Source organism: Desulfovibrio intestinivivus, assembly GCF_053570665.1.
Window position 1 is genome coordinate 2,724,229 of sequence record NZ_JBRBQT010000001.1, and the last position, 16,687, is coordinate 2,740,915.

General features: G+C 57.7%; 11 protein-coding genes and 1 tRNA gene. 7 read left to right on the forward strand and 5 right to left on the reverse strand.

Translation table 11 applies throughout. The annotated features are described in order from the left end of the window. Positions 1–335: 335 nt before the first annotated feature. On the reverse strand, positions 336–860 hold the full coding sequence (locus ACUZ9P_RS11740; protein WP_449250256.1) for a RidA family protein: 525 nt from the start codon (positions 858–860) through the stop codon (positions 336–338). Between the two features lie 52 nt (positions 861–912). On the opposite strand from ACUZ9P_RS11740, the gene ACUZ9P_RS11745 reads away from it, so the two are divergent. After that, positions 913–2,088, forward strand: coding sequence for an ISL3 family transposase (locus ACUZ9P_RS11745; protein WP_449248892.1), 1,176 nt, complete (start codon positions 913–915; stop codon positions 2,086–2,088). 398 nt (positions 2,089–2,486) lie between these two features. On the opposite strand, the gene ACUZ9P_RS11750 is transcribed toward ACUZ9P_RS11745, so the two are convergent. Both ACUZ9P_RS11750 and ACUZ9P_RS11755 read right to left on the reverse strand, forming a co-directional pair. After that, positions 2,487–2,563: transfer RNA gene (locus ACUZ9P_RS11750), tRNA-Met, on the reverse strand. 65 nt (positions 2,564–2,628) lie between these two features. After that, positions 2,629–3,426, reverse strand: a complete 798-nt coding sequence (locus ACUZ9P_RS11755; RefSeq protein WP_449249842.1) for an undecaprenyl-diphosphate phosphatase — start codon at positions 3,424–3,426, stop codon at positions 2,629–2,631. Between the two features lie 113 nt (positions 3,427–3,539). Here ACUZ9P_RS11755 and ACUZ9P_RS11760 point away from each other — a divergent pair, with 113 nt between their 5' ends. Then, positions 3,540–3,731, forward strand: a complete 192-nt coding sequence (locus ACUZ9P_RS11760; RefSeq protein ID WP_192111773.1) for a hypothetical protein — start codon at positions 3,540–3,542, stop codon at positions 3,729–3,731. A 98-nt stretch (positions 3,732–3,829) separates the two neighbouring features. Here the strand turns inward: ACUZ9P_RS11760 and metG are convergent, their stop codons facing one another. Both metG and ACUZ9P_RS11770 read right to left on the reverse strand, forming a co-directional pair. After that, on the reverse strand, positions 3,830–5,827 hold the full coding sequence (metG, locus tag ACUZ9P_RS11765) for a methionine--tRNA ligase (RefSeq protein ID WP_449249843.1): 1,998 nt from the start codon (positions 5,825–5,827) through the stop codon (positions 3,830–3,832). A 23-nt stretch (positions 5,828–5,850) separates the two neighbouring features. Then, a complete protein-coding gene (locus tag ACUZ9P_RS11770; RefSeq protein WP_449249844.1) occupies positions 5,851–6,921 on the reverse strand; it encodes a PSP1 domain-containing protein in 1,071 nt (356 codons plus the stop codon). A gap of 183 nt (positions 6,922–7,104) precedes the next feature. Here ACUZ9P_RS11770 and ACUZ9P_RS11775 point away from each other — a divergent pair, with 183 nt between their 5' ends. From ACUZ9P_RS11775 to ACUZ9P_RS11795, 5 genes are all read left to right on the forward strand, one after another. After that, positions 7,105–7,665, forward strand: coding sequence for an HD domain-containing protein (locus tag ACUZ9P_RS11775; RefSeq protein ID WP_449249845.1), 561 nt, complete (start codon positions 7,105–7,107; stop codon positions 7,663–7,665). A 24-nt stretch (positions 7,666–7,689) separates the two neighbouring features. Continuing rightward, a complete protein-coding gene (locus ACUZ9P_RS11780; protein ID WP_298993730.1) occupies positions 7,690–8,994 on the forward strand; it encodes an ATP-dependent 6-phosphofructokinase in 1,305 nt (434 codons plus the stop codon). Positions 8,995–9,002: 8 nt separating this feature from the next. Continuing rightward, positions 9,003–12,326 (forward strand): UvrD-helicase domain-containing protein, encoded by a 3,324-nt coding sequence (locus ACUZ9P_RS11785; RefSeq protein ID WP_449249846.1) that lies wholly within the window; start codon positions 9,003–9,005, stop codon positions 12,324–12,326. After that, positions 12,323–15,334 (forward strand): PD-(D/E)XK nuclease family protein, encoded by a 3,012-nt coding sequence (locus ACUZ9P_RS11790; RefSeq protein WP_449249847.1) that lies wholly within the window; start codon positions 12,323–12,325, stop codon positions 15,332–15,334. Before ACUZ9P_RS11785 ends, ACUZ9P_RS11790 begins: the two co-directional genes overlap by 4 nt. Positions 15,335–15,476: 142 nt before the next feature. Further along, positions 15,477–16,631: an NAD(P)H-dependent flavin oxidoreductase gene (locus ACUZ9P_RS11795; protein ID WP_022658824.1), complete on the forward strand. Its 1,155-nt coding sequence runs from the start codon at positions 15,477–15,479 to the stop codon at positions 16,629–16,631. Positions 16,632–16,687 lie beyond the last annotated feature (56 nt).

Sequence of the window (16,687 nt, forward strand, 5' to 3'; positions counted from 1 at the left end):
TCTGTTGCAGCGTTGTCCTGTTTCTTTTTTTCGGCTACGTATGCTTCTTCATGTATAAGCGTACTACCGCACCGTGGGCAGGACAGTAGTCTGAAAAATAGCCGAAGTTTAAAGATAAATTCATCCACGAGGCCCGTTGGGCAGTAAAACACATCACCACAGCGCTTGCATCGGTAGACAGTTTTTTCTTTCATAATGCCCCCAGGGTCGCCAATAAATAACTATCAATGAATTACCATGGATGATGGGGGTTATCAATTACCCTGCCCCATGTCATTGTGCCAGTTATCCAATCGGTGCCTGGGCGCCCTCCTGTCCATGAAGGGCGCCCGGAATTATCCCTGGGGTTGCTTTGCAGCCCAGATATCAATTTCTATGCTGATTTCCGGCAGACCCAATGCCGATACATACGCAATCGTCATCGATGGATGTTTGCTATCAAAAAGCTTATCCCACTCACTGTCGAAATAGTCCCAGTCGATTTCTTTCACAGACCAAATATTAACCTTGGTAATATCTGTTCCAGACAGTCCCTCAGTATCAAGCAATGTTTTAATATTTTTAAAAAGTTGCTGCACTTCATCGTTAAAATCCGCAGGAAAAGCGCCATCGCCCCTGATGCCGATTTGCCCTGAAAACACATAGGTGTCCATGCCAGCAGGTATAATGGTTGTATGTGAATATTTTCCAACAGGCTGATACATGGTCTTTGGTGTTTTTCTTATAATGGTCTTCATGGTGCTCTCTTTGTTTTGATTGGTGCCGAGTGTATGTTCCACAGGAGCGGAAACGGGCTCTACCTCAAAGACGGGGGCATAGCGGCTCCAAGAAAAAATGGGCATACCAAGCAAAGCTGGCATGCCCACCAGGGCAACCTTTGTTTTCCGACCAAAGAAAAGAAGAGAAGGCCCTGTGGAACAATTTTTAATTGGCTTGCGGGATTTTGCAATCGAAAAAGTGGTGAGTCGTATGCCCCCGGTTTTTGAGGCAAGGTGGACGGGCAAGAATACGTGCCCACACTGCGCATGCGAGAAACTACGCATCAAGGACTCATTCTGGCGGACGATCCGTAATATTTCCATTCATGGAAGGGCGTCACGCCTAGTGATTCGCTGCCACAAATACCGATGCGAAGAATGCGGTAGATATTTTAATACCAGACTTGCAGGCATAAAAGTGTGGAGCAGAACAACAGAGCTGCTCAAGCGCAACATTTTTCAGGCCTACAACAAAGGTGTTTCCTGCAAGGACATCGCCGACGAGCACCGCATAGGCGTAGCCAGCGTGGAGCGCTATTACCACCAGATGATGCAGCACAAGAGCAGCCACTGGGCAAACCGCACATGCCCGCGCATTCTGGGCATTGATGAGCATAGATTTACGCGCAGGCAGGGCTTTGCAACCACATTTTGCGACTTGGCCCGCCGCAGGGTCTTTGATGTGGTTAAAGGGCGCAGCGCCGCCGATATGCGCGATTTTTTGCAATCGTTGCAAGGCCGCCACAAAGTTAAAATGGTCTGTATTGATATGAACTCTGCGTATCGGCGACTTGTGAGGGAGTGGTTTCCCAATGCGCACATTGTTGCGGACAGATTTCATGTTATCAGGCTGGTGAATCAGCACTTTTCAGAGCTGTGCAAGGCAATTGATGAAAAACAACTTGCTTATGGGCGAGGCGGTATGATGCGTCTTTTGCTGACTCGCCGTGATCGGTTAACAAACTCACAGAAAGAGCGATTACGAGCATACTTTGCTGACAGGCCGGACATTGAATCACTGTATGAATTTTTACATGAAACAGCGGACTTATTGCGTGTACGGGCGCAAAGTGTCGATTGCTGTCGCAGGTATATAGCTGAATTATTAGATAAAATTGATCACCTTCGAAAAACGCCCTTCGCGCCATTGCGCACCCTGGGTAAGACGTTGCATAATTGGCGGGAAGAAGTGGCCCGAATGTTCCGGTTTACCCGAAATAACGGCATCACAGAAGGTTTTCACCGTAAAATGAAGTTGATCCAGCGGCGTGCGTATGGCTTCCGTAATTTCGAAAATTATCGGTTGAGAGTGCGCGTTCTGTGCTGCTGAAATGGCTAGAGAATTGTTCAGAAACCTGTCGGAAAAATGCCCGCTGAAGGGGCTTGCCCCCGTCTTTGGTGTAGAGCCGCGTTCTGTGCTGCTGAAATGGCTAGAGAATTGTTCAGAAACCTGTCGGAAAAATGCCCGCTGAAGGGGCTTGCCCCCGTCTTTGGTGTAGAGCCCGGAAACGGCATCTGGATGATCTTCCTGTAAGCTGAGCAGGACTTTTAGCGTAACAGCATCATAGCAATTTTGAAAGCATCTTGTTGCAGCTGTGAAAAATAGTATGACAGAAGCGTGCTTGGGCAGGGATTACTGGGTTTGTCTGCCCTGTCCAATGAATCTGCATAGTCTGCCGCAAAACAAAAAAAACCGGAAGTCTCGTAAGACTTCCGGGTATGAAATTCTGGTAGCAAGGGAGGGATTTGAACCCCCGACACTGCGGGTATGAACCGCATGCTCTGACCAACTGAGCTACCTTGCCGTGTCAGCGCCTCGTTAGCGCGACGATCTATTTATAAAAATTGCCGCCCCTTGGCAAGCATTTTTTTAATTCACCATGAAATAATAAATAAATGGGGCGATCAGCAGGCGGTACACGGCAAAAGGCACCAGGGTAACGCGGCCCATGAGGGCGATGAACACCTTGACTGCCAGCAATGCCGAGAGGAACGAGCCGATCATGCCCACGGCAAAAAAGGGAATATCCGCAGCACTGAACAAATGCCAGCTTTTCAGCATGTCGTAGCCGGTTGCTGCAACCATGATGGGCACTGCGGCAATGAACGAATACTCCGCCGCCAGCGAGCGCTTGCCGCCAAGCAGCATGCCGCCCATAATTGTTGAAGCCGAGCGTGAAAAACCGGGCCACAGGGCAAGGCACTGAAAGCAGCCAATGCCAAGGGCCAGCTTGGGCGTCATGTCGTCCAGCGTAATATATGAGGGTTTGAACTTGCGTTTTTCAACCACTATCATCATCACAGCGCCCACAACCAGCGCAATGAGCACGGTCAAGGGACGGAACAGATAGGTCTTGATGGTCGAGTGCAGCAAAAGCCCGAGCACGCTGGCGGGCAGCGATGTAAGGATAAGCAGCATGATGCCGCGCATGCCCGCAAAACGCACATAGGGCTGGGGACGCACGAGGCCCAAGAAGCGCTTCCAGTACAGCACCACCACGGCCATGATGGCGCCAAGCTGAATAACCACCTCAAAGGTGGCGGCCTTTTCGCCCATGAAGTTGAGCAGATCGCCCACCAGAATGAGGTGGCCGGATGAGGAAACAGGCAGAAATTCCGTCAGCCCCTCGACAATGCTCAAAATTACCGCAGTAAACAGATTATCCATAAAAACCCTCTGGCGCGAAATCCTGTCGCCTAGTGTGGGATGTGTCGTCCTGCGGGCAGAGCATTGCCAAAAGGCGGCACAACGGCTATGGGTGAATAAAAAAGGATATCTCCATGACAACCATTATGCCGCAAGGTGAACTTGTTCGTAAGGCTGCGGCCTATCTGGCGGAACAGCGTGCCCTGCATACTGGCAAGAGCCTGTCTGCCCTTCTGGACGAAGCGGGTATGCGTTTCAACCTTACGCCGCTTGATGCCGCCGCCCTTGAGCGCCTGTTCCGTGAAGAAGAGGCCAAGGCCCACTAGAGCATTCCGTCCATCGTTCGGTATTCAGTTAACTGGTGCTGGTTGCAGACGTCGCGCCCATTTGAACCACGGGTGCGACGCCGCTCACCACGCCTGAATTATGCTATTTCGCTGCCGTCAGGCACGTCGCGGTCTACAGCAAGCAAACCGAGCGCGCTGTCGGTTCCGGCCGTAAGCACCATGCCGTGCGAAACCAGGCCGCGTATCTTGCGCGGGGCAAGGTTCAGCACTGCGCACACGCGTTTACCTACTACATCTTCCGGCGCATAGTGCTCTGCCAGGCCGGAAAGAATCTGGCGCAGTTCTCCTTCGCCAAAGTCAATTTCAAGCCGCAGAATGCGGTCTGCATTGGGATGCTTTTCCGCCACCTTCACCGTGCCTACACGCAGATCCAGAGCCTTGAACTGGTCAAATTCCACATTGGGCTTGACGGCGGGGGCTTCTGCCCCGCCCTGATCTGCTGCAGCCTGCTTGGGCGCGGCTTTTTCCTGCGCTTTTTCCGCCTGCTTGTCCTTCTTTTGAGCCTTGGGTTCCTTGCTGTCCGCGCCTTCTTTTTTCACTTCAATGCGCGGGAACAGGTTGGAGCCTTCCGCCACCTGAATGCCGGGTTCAAGGCCTTCAAAATGGGCAATTTCGTCTTCCACATTGGCAACCGGGGGCTGTCCGTCCTGCACCTGCTGCCCGAGCTGGGCCAGCATTTTGCCAGAGGCTACGGGCATGACGGGCCAGAGGCAGAGCGCGGTTTTGCGCATGGCCGCCAGCATGACGTACATGACGGTTGCGAGGCGCTCCATGTTGCCCTGCTTGTAGAGCGTCCAGGGGGCCTGGGTGTCCACATATTTGTTCAGGGCGCGCACGAGTTCCCACAGGGATTCAAGCCCCTGGGCAAACTGCACGTTGCCAAAAAGCTGCACAAAGTTGCGCATGGAGTTGGCGCACAGGTCGGCAATGGCCTTGTCGTCCTCCTGAAGCGCCTTGGGCATGGGAACGCGGCTACCGAAATACTTGGCCGTCATGGAAAGCACGCGGCTGAACAGGTTGCCAAGGTCATTGGCAAGGTCGGCGTTGATGCGGCCCACAAGGGCGTCTTCGCTAAAGCTGGCGTCAGAACCAAAGTGCATTTCGCGCAGCAGGAAATAGCGGAAGGCGTCCGGCCCGAAACGCTGGGCCATATCGCTCGGTTCCACGACATTGCCAAGCGACTTTGACATCTTGGTGTCGCGCACAAGCCAGTAGCCGTGGACATTCAGATGCTCATACAGCGGCAGGCCCGCAGATTTGAGCATGGTGGGCCAGAATACGGCGTGGGGCTTGAGAATATCCTTGGCAACCAGATGTTCGCCGGGCCAGAATTTTTTAAAATCTTCGCCATCGGGCCAGTTCAGCGCGCTGATGTAGTTGAGCAGCGCGTCAAACCACACGTAGCAGACGTAATCCTTGTCAAAGGGCAGCTCAATGCCCCAGGTCAGGCGCGATTTGGGGCGCGATATGCACAGGTCTTCCAGCGCGCCGGATTCGAGCATGGCCAGCACTTCGCTGCGGTAGCGCTCGGGCCGGATAAACGAAGGATTGGCCTCGATGTGCTCCTTGAGCCAGGGCAGGTATTTGGACATGCGGAAGAAGTAGTTCTTCTCGCTGATAAACTCCGGCTTGGTCAGGTGCTGGGGGCAGAGGCCGTTTTCCAGCTCTTTTTCGGTATAGAACCGCTCACAGCCGTAGCAGTAATGCCCGCCAAACTCGCCAAAATAGATGTCGCCCGCGTCATAGACCTTTTGCAAAAAGGCCTGCACGGCGCTGATGTGCTCGGGATCGGTGGTGCGCACAAAACGGTCGTTGGCAACGTCAAGCTTGGGCCACAGCGCGCGGAAGCGGCCGCTGATGTCGTCCACAAACTCCTTGGGAGTCTGGCCTTGTTTTTCCGCCGCCTGAACAATCTTGTCGCCGTGCTCGTCTGTACCGGTGAGGAACATGGTGTCCTCGCCAATCAGCTTGTGGTAGCGGGCCATGGCGTCCGCAACCACAGTGGTATAGGCATGCCCCAGATGGGGCTTGGCATTGACGTAATAGATGGGCGTTGTGATGAAAAAGCTGTTCACTCAAGGCTCCGTAAGCTTAATTGCTAGTCGTGGTCGGGCCGCTGCGACTTGTTGCGGCGGCGTTTGCGGCGATTCTTGCCCGGTTCGGCCTGCGCCTCCACACCGGGAGCGCGTTCGCCGGATTCGGCGGGGGCGGATTCCTCGGCGGGGGTATCGCGCTCGTCCTGACGGAATTCATCCATAAAATCAAGAGAGTCAAGAGTATCCGGCGTGGCGGAAACCACAAGCAGGCTGTTGTCGTTCATGGGGCTTTTGGGCGGCTGCTTTGGCTGTACGCCCTGGGGGGCCTCCGGCCTGTGGGGCGAAAGCGCCTGCCAATCGTCCAGGCTCAGTTCGACTTCTTCATTGTTTTCCGTCAGCACAGAAAGGGAATTGCGGAACATATTGGCCCGCAGAACCTTCATGGGGCCTTTGTCCGTCTGGTATTTCTTGCCGAGCCGCGGGCACATGCGGTGAAAATGGTCGTAGTTGTCCTGCTCGTAAGAAAGGCAGCAGAGCAGGCGGCCGCAAATACCCGAAATTTTGGCAGGGTTCAGAAAGAGATTCTGCTCTTTTGCCATACGGATGGTCACGGGCGCAAACTTGCGCAGATACCTTCGGCAGCAGCAGACCATGCCGCAGTTGCCCACAGCGCCCACCATCTGCGTTTCGTGGCGCACGCCTATCTGCCGCAGCTCGATGCGCGCCCGGTATTCGCGCACAAGGTCTTTGACCAGGTCGCGAAAATCAATGCGGGAGGGCGCGGTGAAGTAAAAGATGAGCTTGCTGCGGTCAAAAAAGACCTCCACATCCACAAGTTTCATATCAAGGTTGCGGTCGCGGATGCACTGGCGGCAGAACTGCTGCGCTTCACGCGCCATCTGCTCGTTGGCTTCACCACGGAGGATGTCTTCTGAACCGGCATGACGCAGAATGGAGGGCAGTTCCTGCTCCATCTGTCCGGGCAAATGCTCTGCGGGGCCGGATACTATTTCGGCGAGGGTCTGGCCCTGTTCTGCCTCAATAAGCACATGATCCCCCCGTTTGAAGCCGGAGGGGCCGGTATAATAGCTTGTTTGTCCAAGCGTTCTGAAACGGAGACCGTATATGGGCATAAATTGTCGCTTCGGCAAAGGTAGTGGAATATGTATTCCGAAAAGATTCTTTTCCGTCATTAATGCCTTGCTGTCAACTGGGCTGCGGGTCGGGCTACGGCTGCGCATCGGCCGTTCACCCTCGCGCGGCTTGCAAAGCCGGGTTGCCTGATTTACATTTTTAAACATAAGGGAGTACTTGCCATGATAGAACGTCAATCGGCCCTCACCCTGCTGGCCGAGCAAAAAACACCGCCTTCCCTGTTGCAGCATGCCCTGGCCTCCGAGGCCATAATGCGCGCCCTTGCCCAACATTTTGGCGAAAATGAAGACCTCTGGGGCCTCACGGGCCTTTTGCACGACCTCGACTACCCCGCCACGGCGGAAAACGCCGCGCGGCACGGGCTGGACACAGCAGAAATGCTGGCTGGCCAGTTGCCGGATGAGGCCCTTACGGCCATTCGCGCCCATAATGCGGAAATGAACGGCGCGGCTGGCCCAGCCTCGCGCTTTGATTACGCCCTACGCTGCGGCGAAACCGTCACCGGGCTTATCTCTGCCGCTGCGCTCATGCGCCCCACGGGCATGGAAGGCATGGAAGTTAAAAGTATAAAGAAAAAGATGAAGGATAAAGCCTTTGCGGCCAGCGTGTGCCGCGACAACATCCGCCAGTGCGCCGAGGCCGGGCTTGAGCTTGATGCTTTTCTGGCTCTGTCCATCGAAGCCATGCGCGCCAATGCGGCGGAACTTGGTTTAAGCAAATAGCTCCAAAACAGCCGAGGCTGCACCATGCAAGAATGTTCGCTCGAAACGGAAATCCGCACACTTGGCCCCTGCAAGCTTGATTCTGTGCTGCCCTACCGCACATGGGCAGACAACAAGACCGTGCAGATTGTTGTGGATGAAGAACTGTCGGAAGAAGTGAACGCGCCCTTCAGCGTATGCCTTGAGGCCGCTGGCCCGCGCAAAAAACTCTATTTTGACACCACCCGCGCCAAGTGCGCCATCGTGACCTGCGGCGGGCTTTGCCCCGGCATCAACGATGTCATCCGCGCCATTGTGATGGAGGCCTTCCACGCCTACAACGTGCCCTCCATTCTGGGCATCGCCTACGGGCTTGAGGGTTTTATTCCCAAGTACGGGCATGCTCCCTTTGAGCTTACGCCTTCGAGCGTGGCGGACATTCACCGTTTTGGCGGCACCATGCTTGGTTCCTCACGCGGGCCGCAGCCTGCCGAGGAAATTGTGGATAACCTTGAACGCAGCAACGTCAACGCTCTCTTTGTCATTGGCGGCGACGGCACCATGAAGGCCGCTCTTGCCATCAGCAGCGAGGTGCAGGCGCGCGGGCTCAAGATATCCGTCATCGGCATCCCCAAAACCATTGATAACGACATCAACTTCATTCCCCAGTCGTTCGGCTTTGAAACAGCCGCCTTCAAGGCCACGGAGGCCATTGAATGCGCACATACCGAGGCCTGCGGCGTGCCCAACGGCATTGGCCTTGTCAAGCTGATGGGGCGGGAATCGGGCTTTATCGCCGCGCGCGCGGCTCTGGCCCTCAAAGAAGTGAACTTTGTGCTCATTCCCGAGGCTCCCTTTGCCCTTGAGGGCGAGGGCGGGCTTTTGCCCGCGCTGGAAGAACGCCTACGCTCGCGCGGGCATGCCGTGATTGTGGCAGCCGAGGGCGCAGGCCAGCATCTTATGGAAAATCACGCCGCCAAGGATGTCTCGGGCAACCCCGTGCTTGGTGATGTGGCCGACCTGCTGCGCAAGAATATCAGTTCCTATCTTGGCGCGCGCGGCATTGAGCATTCGTTGAAATACATTGACCCGAGCTATATCATCCGCTCCATCCCGGCCAACGCCAACGACAAGGTCTATTGCGGATTTTTGGGCCAGTACGCAGTGCATGCCGCCATGGCCGGACGCACAGACATGGTGGTGGGCAAAATTCAGGATCGTTACGTGCATCTGCCGCTGGAACTTGTGACCCGCAAGCGCCGCAAGCTCAACATCTATTCAGACCTGTGGCGGGCTGTGCTTGAATCCACCGGTCAGGGCATGCTGAAGGGCATGCTGCCCCCGGCGTAACCGGCAGCATGAAGCATCTCCGACAGGTCAAGGCCTCTGCCGGTTCTGGCAAGACCTATGAATTGACGCATTGTTTTCTGCAAAGGCTGGTGCAGAGCGGGCCGCCCGCGAGCGCTTCTGCCTCCTCGGCCTGCGTGCTTTTGCCGGGGGGCCGCTGCGGCTGGGGCGACATCCTCGCCATTACCTTTACCAATGCCGCTGCTACTGAAATGCGCGACCGCGTTATCCGGCAGCTCAAGAGCGCGGCCCTCGGGCAGCCCATGGGCGGGCTTGCGCTATCGCCCGAGCAGGCCTCCCGCTGGGTGGATGTGATCATGCGCGATATGGGCGCGCTGAACATCCGCACGATCGACAGCCTGCTGCACCTCATTGTGCGCGCGGCAGCGCTTGAGCTTGATCTGCACCCGGATTTTCAACCTGTCTTTGCGACTGAAGAAGTGCTCACTCCCTACCTTGATGTATTGCTTGAACGCGCATGGCAGGGCGATGAAACCATGCGCTCCCTGCTGCGCGAGGTCTATCGGGCCATGGCCTGGCGGGAGAACAGCACGGGCTTTCTTGCGGGCGAAAAGCTGCTCAACCAGTTGCGCGGCCTGTTGGATGACGTGCTGCTCGGGCGCTTTGAAGACATTTCGCCCACAGAAACCCTGCACAAACGGCTGAGCGAAGTGGAGAGCATGGCCGTTACCCATGCCAATATCTTTCTGGCCGCTGCGGCTGCCAGCGGGCTCAATTTCAGCAAAAACGCCCTCGCGGCTGTGGAAGCCATTGCCGCCGGGCAGTGCAAGACTTCGGCATACCTGAGCAAGGCCAGCGCGTCCGACCTGTTTTTGAAAAAGCCCGTTGTTAGCGATGAGGTGCAAAAAGCCTACGAGGCCTTTGCCCGAGCAGCCGGGGTTCTGGCGGATACCGCTCCTCTACTGCGTCAGGCTGTGGGGCTTGCCCCCGTGCTCTTGCTGGCGCGCACCCTTGTGCAGGCCTTTGTGCAAAACCAACGGCAGGAAGGCAGCCTGCCGGGCCTGCTGATTCCGCACATGGCGCGGCAGGTGCTTGAAAGCGACAACGGCGTGCCCGAGGCCCTGTGCCGCATGGGCTCGCGCCTCACGCATTTTCTGGTGGATGAATTTCAGGATACCAGCCGCGAGCAATGGTACGCGTTGCGTCCCCTTGTAGAAGAAGCGCTCTCGCGCGGCGGCTCCCTCACCTGGGTGGGTGACGTCAAGCAGTCCATTTACGGCTGGCGTGGGGGCGAACCGGAGCTGTTTGACGGCGTGTTTGACGATGCGGGCCTCACAGCCCTCGCGCCTGACGGCCAGCGCGATAATCTGCCCTACAACTGGCGCAGCCGCCGCGAAATTGTACAGCATAACAATGGTATTTTCGGCCCCTTGGCGCAGCCGGACATGGCCGCAAAGGTCATGGCCGCCCTTTTGCCCTCGGGCACCCCGCCGGAAATCTGCGGGCAGGCCGCTCAGGGCCTTGTGCGCGCCTTTGAGGGCACGGAGCAGCAATGCCCTGAAAACGCCCGCGAGGGCGGCTTTGTACGCGTGGAAACCATCCTTTCCGTGGATGCCGAGGCTCTGGGCGAAGATGTGCTTGAACGCCTCTGCACCCTGTTGCATGAAGATATTGAGCCACACCATCCCTGGGCCGATGTGCTCATTCTCGTGCGCAGCAACGGCAAGGCCACCCTTGTGGCCGACAGGCTGATCCGTGAAAATATCCCTGTGATTACAGAAAACAGCCTGCGGCTTGCCGCGCATCCGCTGGTGGTGCAGGCCGTGGCCCTGCTCTCCTTTCTTGATAATCCTGAGGACGACATCGCCTTTATGAGCCTTGTGTGCGGCAGCATTTTCAGGGAGCATCCCGAAGCTGCGGCTCTTGCGCACGAGGACATCGCGGGCTGGTGCGCCGCATCCAAGGGCGGGCCGCTGTTCCAGCGGTTCAAAAGGCGCTGGCCTGAAATCTGGCAGAGGCTGCTTGCCCCGTTCCACAGTCAATCCGGCCTCATGACGCCCTATGACATGACGCTTGAATGGTTTGCCCGGCTGGATGTGGAGCGGCGCTATCCGGAGGCGGAGACCTTTTTGCGGCGCTTCATGGAAGTGCTGCACAGCGCGGAAGAAAAGGGCCTTGCCACCCTGCCCACATTTCTGGAGCACTGGCGCGCCAAAAGCGGCGAAGAAAAGGTGCCCATGCCCGAAAACATGGATGCAGTGCGCGTTATGACCATCCACAAATCCAAAGGCCTGGAAGCCCCTGTGGTCATTGTGCCGTGGACAGACCTGCGCGCCCGCATGGGCAATGAAACCGTGATGGTCGAGCGCGAAGGCCTGCGCCTTGCCGTGGGCAACAGAAAGCATCTGGGTGCGCCCTATCATCAGGAGCTTGCCCGCCAGTGCCGCGAAAACGTCCACCTGCTCTATGTGGCCTTTACCCGTGCGCGCGATGCGCTCTACGTGCTGCGCACCAGCACCGTGGGCGGGCGCGGCTCTACCAGTGACGTGCTGGATATGCTTATGGAACAGGCCGGGTTCACAGCCCCCTACACCGTGGGCGAGGAGCCAGCCGCGCACGATGCCGCCCCGGTTGCAAGCGCTGCGAGGACTTCTGCCGCGGCCCCCTGGGGCAGCAAGCCGGATGTTGCGGAAAGCCCGGAAGGCGAGGAAGACGTTGCTTCTGCGGATGCCGCCCGGAGCATTGCTGAAGCCCCGGATGCTGCGGATTCCGCTGGCTTTGCCGACCCCGCCTGGCGGCCCATGCAGTGGCTGCCGCGCCTCAAAATTTTTCGTAATCCTCTGGCAGGATTCAGCTTTCGCGCAGAAGACAGGGGCAGTTTCCTGCATCTGTGCCTTGAGCATCTGCACATAACGGGCAATCCGCAGGCGGACGCGCAGGCTGCGCTGAACTTCGGGCTTGGGCATTTTTCCCTGCCTGTGCCGGACGAGGCCGCGTTGCGGGAAAATGCCGTTGCGGCGCTGCAATGGTTTGCCTCGCAGCCGCAGGCGGCTCGCTGGCTGCAAGCGGGCTGGCCCGAACATTCGCTCATGGACGCCGAGGGGCACTTGCTGCGCATGGATTTGCTGGTGCATGAACCGTGGGGGCCGCTGGTGCTTGATTATAAAAGCGGCCAGCCCGAAGCCGACCATGTGGCGCAGCTACAGACCTACCTTGCCTGCCTGGAAGCCGGGAACGACTGCGCCCCCGGCAGTGCGCGCGGCCTGCTGGTGTACCTTGATTTACGGCGGTTTCAGCTTGTGGAAGCGCACGGCGTTTCGGCCTTTGCCGAGCGTTGCAGCGATCTTTTGCCCGCCACGGAGGCTCAGGCATGAGCGCATCGCCGATTCTTGTTTTTCCCTGGCAGCGGCCCTTTCTGCCCGACCTAAAAGCCTTTCTGACCAGGATTGGCAAGGGGCGGGCTGGCGCAACCCTGCTGATCGTGCCCCACAACCGGCCCTGGCGTTACCTTACCAAGCTCTATGCGGAAGAAGGCTATCAGGGTTTGCTGCCCAAGGTCATGACCCTGGCGGATGTGATTTCGGCCTGGCGCTCGCAAACCAGCGCAGATCCTCTGCACACTGCCAACGTGCTGGACAGGGTCGCCCTGCTGCACCAGTGCGTTATGGGCCTCGCGCAGGATGACGAGGGCCTTGCCGCACGTTTTGCCCGCATGGACATGGCGCACTTTCTGCCTTGGGGCTTGCGGCTCTCAAACCTGCTGGAAGAAATGCTGGGCCAGCGTGTGGCTGCTGTGGATCTCAGCCATGTGGAGCAGGAGGTTTCCGGCCCTGCGGCTGCCCTGCTGGGCGCTCTGGGGCGCATCGGCAAGGCCTATGTGGCCGCGCTGGAGGCTCGCCGCTGGACGACACCGGGATTGGACGCCTTTACCGTCAGCGAAGACGGACTTGCCCTGCCCCGCTTTTTTACGCCCGCAGATGACCGCCCCGTTGTGATGGCCGGATTTTCGCTGCTAACCGGCAGTGAGGAAGCCCTGCTGCACAGGCTGTGGCAGGCAGGCGGGCAGATATGCCTGCATGCAGACCCGGCGCTGGCTCTGGGCACAGCACCGCACTGGGCATGTGACGCGCAGGCTGCGTGGCTGCGCCGCTGGAAGGCCACTGCTCGCCTTGCTGTGGAGCCCACGGACGCCGAGGCCGCGCATAAGCCGCGCATATCTTTTTTTGCCGGGTATGATTGCCATTCACAACTTAAAGCATTGCATGAAGAACTGTCCGTGCCGCATAGCGATGCCAGCAGGGCCGGCAATGGGGCAGAAAACGGGGACAGCGGCATATCCGCGTCTGACGGGCTTTCTACGGCGGTTGTGCTCACAGACAGCGCCCTGCTCATGCCCGTGCTGCACCATTTGCCCAACAAGGATGTCAACGTTTCCATGGGCTATCCGCTGGAACGTTCGCCCCTCAACCGTCTGCTTGAGGCTTTACTGCAATTGCAGGAAAACAGGACGGAAGATGGCCGCTATTACTGGCGCAACCTGCTCCAGTGCCTGCGGCACCCCTACCTGAACCTGCTGCGCGTGGATGACGGCAGCGCAACGCCCCTTTATTTGCGCGAGGTCTTGCGCCGCATTGAGGGCATGATTCGCGGCGGGGCCCGGTTTGTGGATATGGACGAGGTTGCGCGGGAGTGCGCCCCGGGCATGCATCCTGCGCTTTTTGAGCTTTTTGAAGCCACGCTTAATATGCTGGTGCGCCAGCCGGGGCTGGTTGACACCACCGAGGGCATGGCCCTGTGCCTGCAAAACATCTGCGATTTTCTGCTGCGCAACGGCGGCGACATGTGGCGGCATTTTCCGTTGGATGCGGAGGCCATGTACCGCCTTGCCCGCCATGCGGCCCCTGTGTTGCGGCAAAACTGCCTCGCGCAGACGCCCTTTCCCACCAGCGTGTTGCACGGCATAGTGCGCGAGGTGCTGCAACAGGAGCGGGTACCGTTTGAGGCGGAGCCGCTCACGGGCTTGCAGGTGCTGGGCATGCTTGAAACGCGCCTGCTGCACTTTGACAGGGTACTTATTGTGGACGCCACGGACGACAAGCTGCCCGGCAACCCTGCGCAGGATCCCCTGCTGCCCGATTCCCTGCGGCAGGTGCTTGGCCTGCCCGATGCTCGCAGGCGCGAACGCGCCACAGCCCACACGCTGTACCGGCTCTGCGCCGGGGCGAAGGAGGTACGCTTTTTCTGGCAGGAGGGCATCAGCCGCTCTGCGCTCTTTGACGGCAAAAAAAGCCGCAGCCGCTTTGTGGAGCAACTGCTGTGGGAAGAAGAACAGCGCCGTGGCGAGCTGCTTGTGCCCGGTCAGGAGCCGCTGGGCATGGCTCGTTGCGTGGTGCGCAGCACCCCTGCCGCGCCCAAAAGCCTGCCCCGCACAGAGGCCCTGCACGAGGCCATGCTGGCCCTTCTGCAAAAACCGCTTTCACCTACCCGGCTGGATGTTTACCAACAGTGCCCTCTGCGCTTTGCCTGGCAGTACCTCTGCGGCTTGCAGCCACCGAAGGAAGTCAACGAAGGCGACGACCCCGCAGCCGTGGGTACCTGCGTTCACGATACGCTGCACGCGCTGTATGAACCGTATCTCAATAAAGAGGTACGCCGGGGCGATATCAGCCGCGACACCATGCTTGCGCGTTTTCATGAGGAGCTTGAAAAGGCCGACCTGCGCCGCATTTTGCCGCCGGACAGCTGCCTCATGCTGGAAGAAGCCGCCCCTGTGCGTTTGAATCGTTTTCTGGACAATCAGCCCGACAGCACAATCATTGTTGCGTTGGAGGAAGAACTCAAGGCCACGCTGTCGCTGGCTGGCGGTGAATATTCCTTCAGGGGCATAATGGATCGCATTGACCGGCGCGATGACCTGCTGCACATCCTTGACTACAAGACAGGCAGCCTTAAATTACATGATGGAAGCTTGTGGGGCGACATCCTTTATTTCAGGCGTACTGAGAGCCTTTTTGAGGCCTTGCGCCAGACGCAGGTGGGCGGCGAATATGAGCCGGACGCCCAGATGCTTGAAGATATGGATACCCTCTTTGAAGAGCTGCGGCCCCGGCTGCCCAGCCTGCAATTGCCCTGCTATGTGAGCATGGCTGTGGGCAGCGGCCTTGGCCCGGTTGGCGACGCCGCGCTGGTTGAATTGCGCGATGCTGGCAGGGAGTATCCCCTTTTTGGCGGGCTGGTGGATGAAGACCTGGCGGAGGCCATTGGATACTGCCATGCGGCGCTTTCTCTTGTATTGCTGCACATGCGCCATGCGCCGTCGTTTACGGCGCGTCCAGACCGTCATTGCGACTGGTGCCCCTATGCTTCATTGTGTGCAGGATAACGGGCCGGAATACATATTATAAAGATGATTGTTGCGTCTTGTGAAATTACCAGCTATGCTTCCCGGCAAACATAGGTATGTCGTTTGAAATCGAAACGATGCAAAATGACACCCTGCTTACGGACAGGACGGAGGTCTTGCAATGTCTTTTCCCGCACTCAAGATAGGTGATCTCACGGCTAAAATCCCTGTAGTTCAGGGTGGCATGGGCGTGGGCATTTCGCTTTCCGGGCTGGCGTCGGCTGTTGCCAATCAGGGTGGTATCGGCGTCATCGCCGGGGCCATGATCGGCATGAAAGAACCCGATGTGGCCAAGGATCCCCTTACAGCCAATCTGCGCGCCCTGCGCAATGAAATATTGAAAGCCCGCGAACTCAGCAACGGTATTATTGGCGTCAACCTGATGGTGGCGCTTACCACGTTCAGCCAGATGGTGCGCACCGCCGTTGAAAACAAGGTGGACATCATCTTTTCAGGCGCTGGCCTTCCCCTCGACATGCCGCATCACCTGTTGCAGGTGTGCGAGGAAAAGAAAGAAGAATTCAAAACCAAACTGGTTCCCATTGTTTCTTCAGCCAGAGCGGCCACGGTAATCGCCAAAAAATGGGCTTCGCGCTTTGGTTACACGCCTGACGCCTTTGTGGTTGAAGGCCCCAAGGCTGGCGGCCACCTCGGTTTCAAGGCTGAGGAACTGCAAGATCCCAACCATTCGCTTGAAGTTCTGGTGCCGCAGGTGGTTGAGGCCGCCAAGGCCATGGAAGACAAGTGTGGTCGTGCTGTGCCTGTTATTGCCGCTGGCGGCGTCTATTCCGGCGCTGACATCATGAAGTTCCTCGAGCTTGGCGCTTCCGGCGTGCAGATGGGTACCCGCTTTGTGGCCACCCACGAATGCGATGCTGATGACCGCTTCAAGCAGAGCTACCTCACGGCGCGCGATGAAGACATCACCATTATCAAAAGCCCGGTGGGCATGCCTGGCCGCGCTCTTGGCAATGAATTCATCACTGCCTCGCGCGAGGGCAAGAAAAAGCCTTTCAAGTGCGTGTTCCACTGTGTGCATACCTGCGAACAGGAAAAAACGCCCTATTGCATCGCCCAGGCGCTCATCAACGCCATGAGGGGCAATCTTGAACGCGGCTTTGCCTTTTGCGGTGCCAACGTGGCGCGCGTGAACAAGATTATCTCGGTGCATGAACTCATGGACAGCCTGCAAAAGGAATTTGACGACGCCATGAGCACCCTGAGCAAGAGCGTGCAGAACATGCAGAGCAAGCTCAATTTCAGCATCAAGAGCTAACGCTCTACCCTGCCTGAAAATGCAAAGCCGGGTCTGGATTTCCAGGCCCGGCTTTT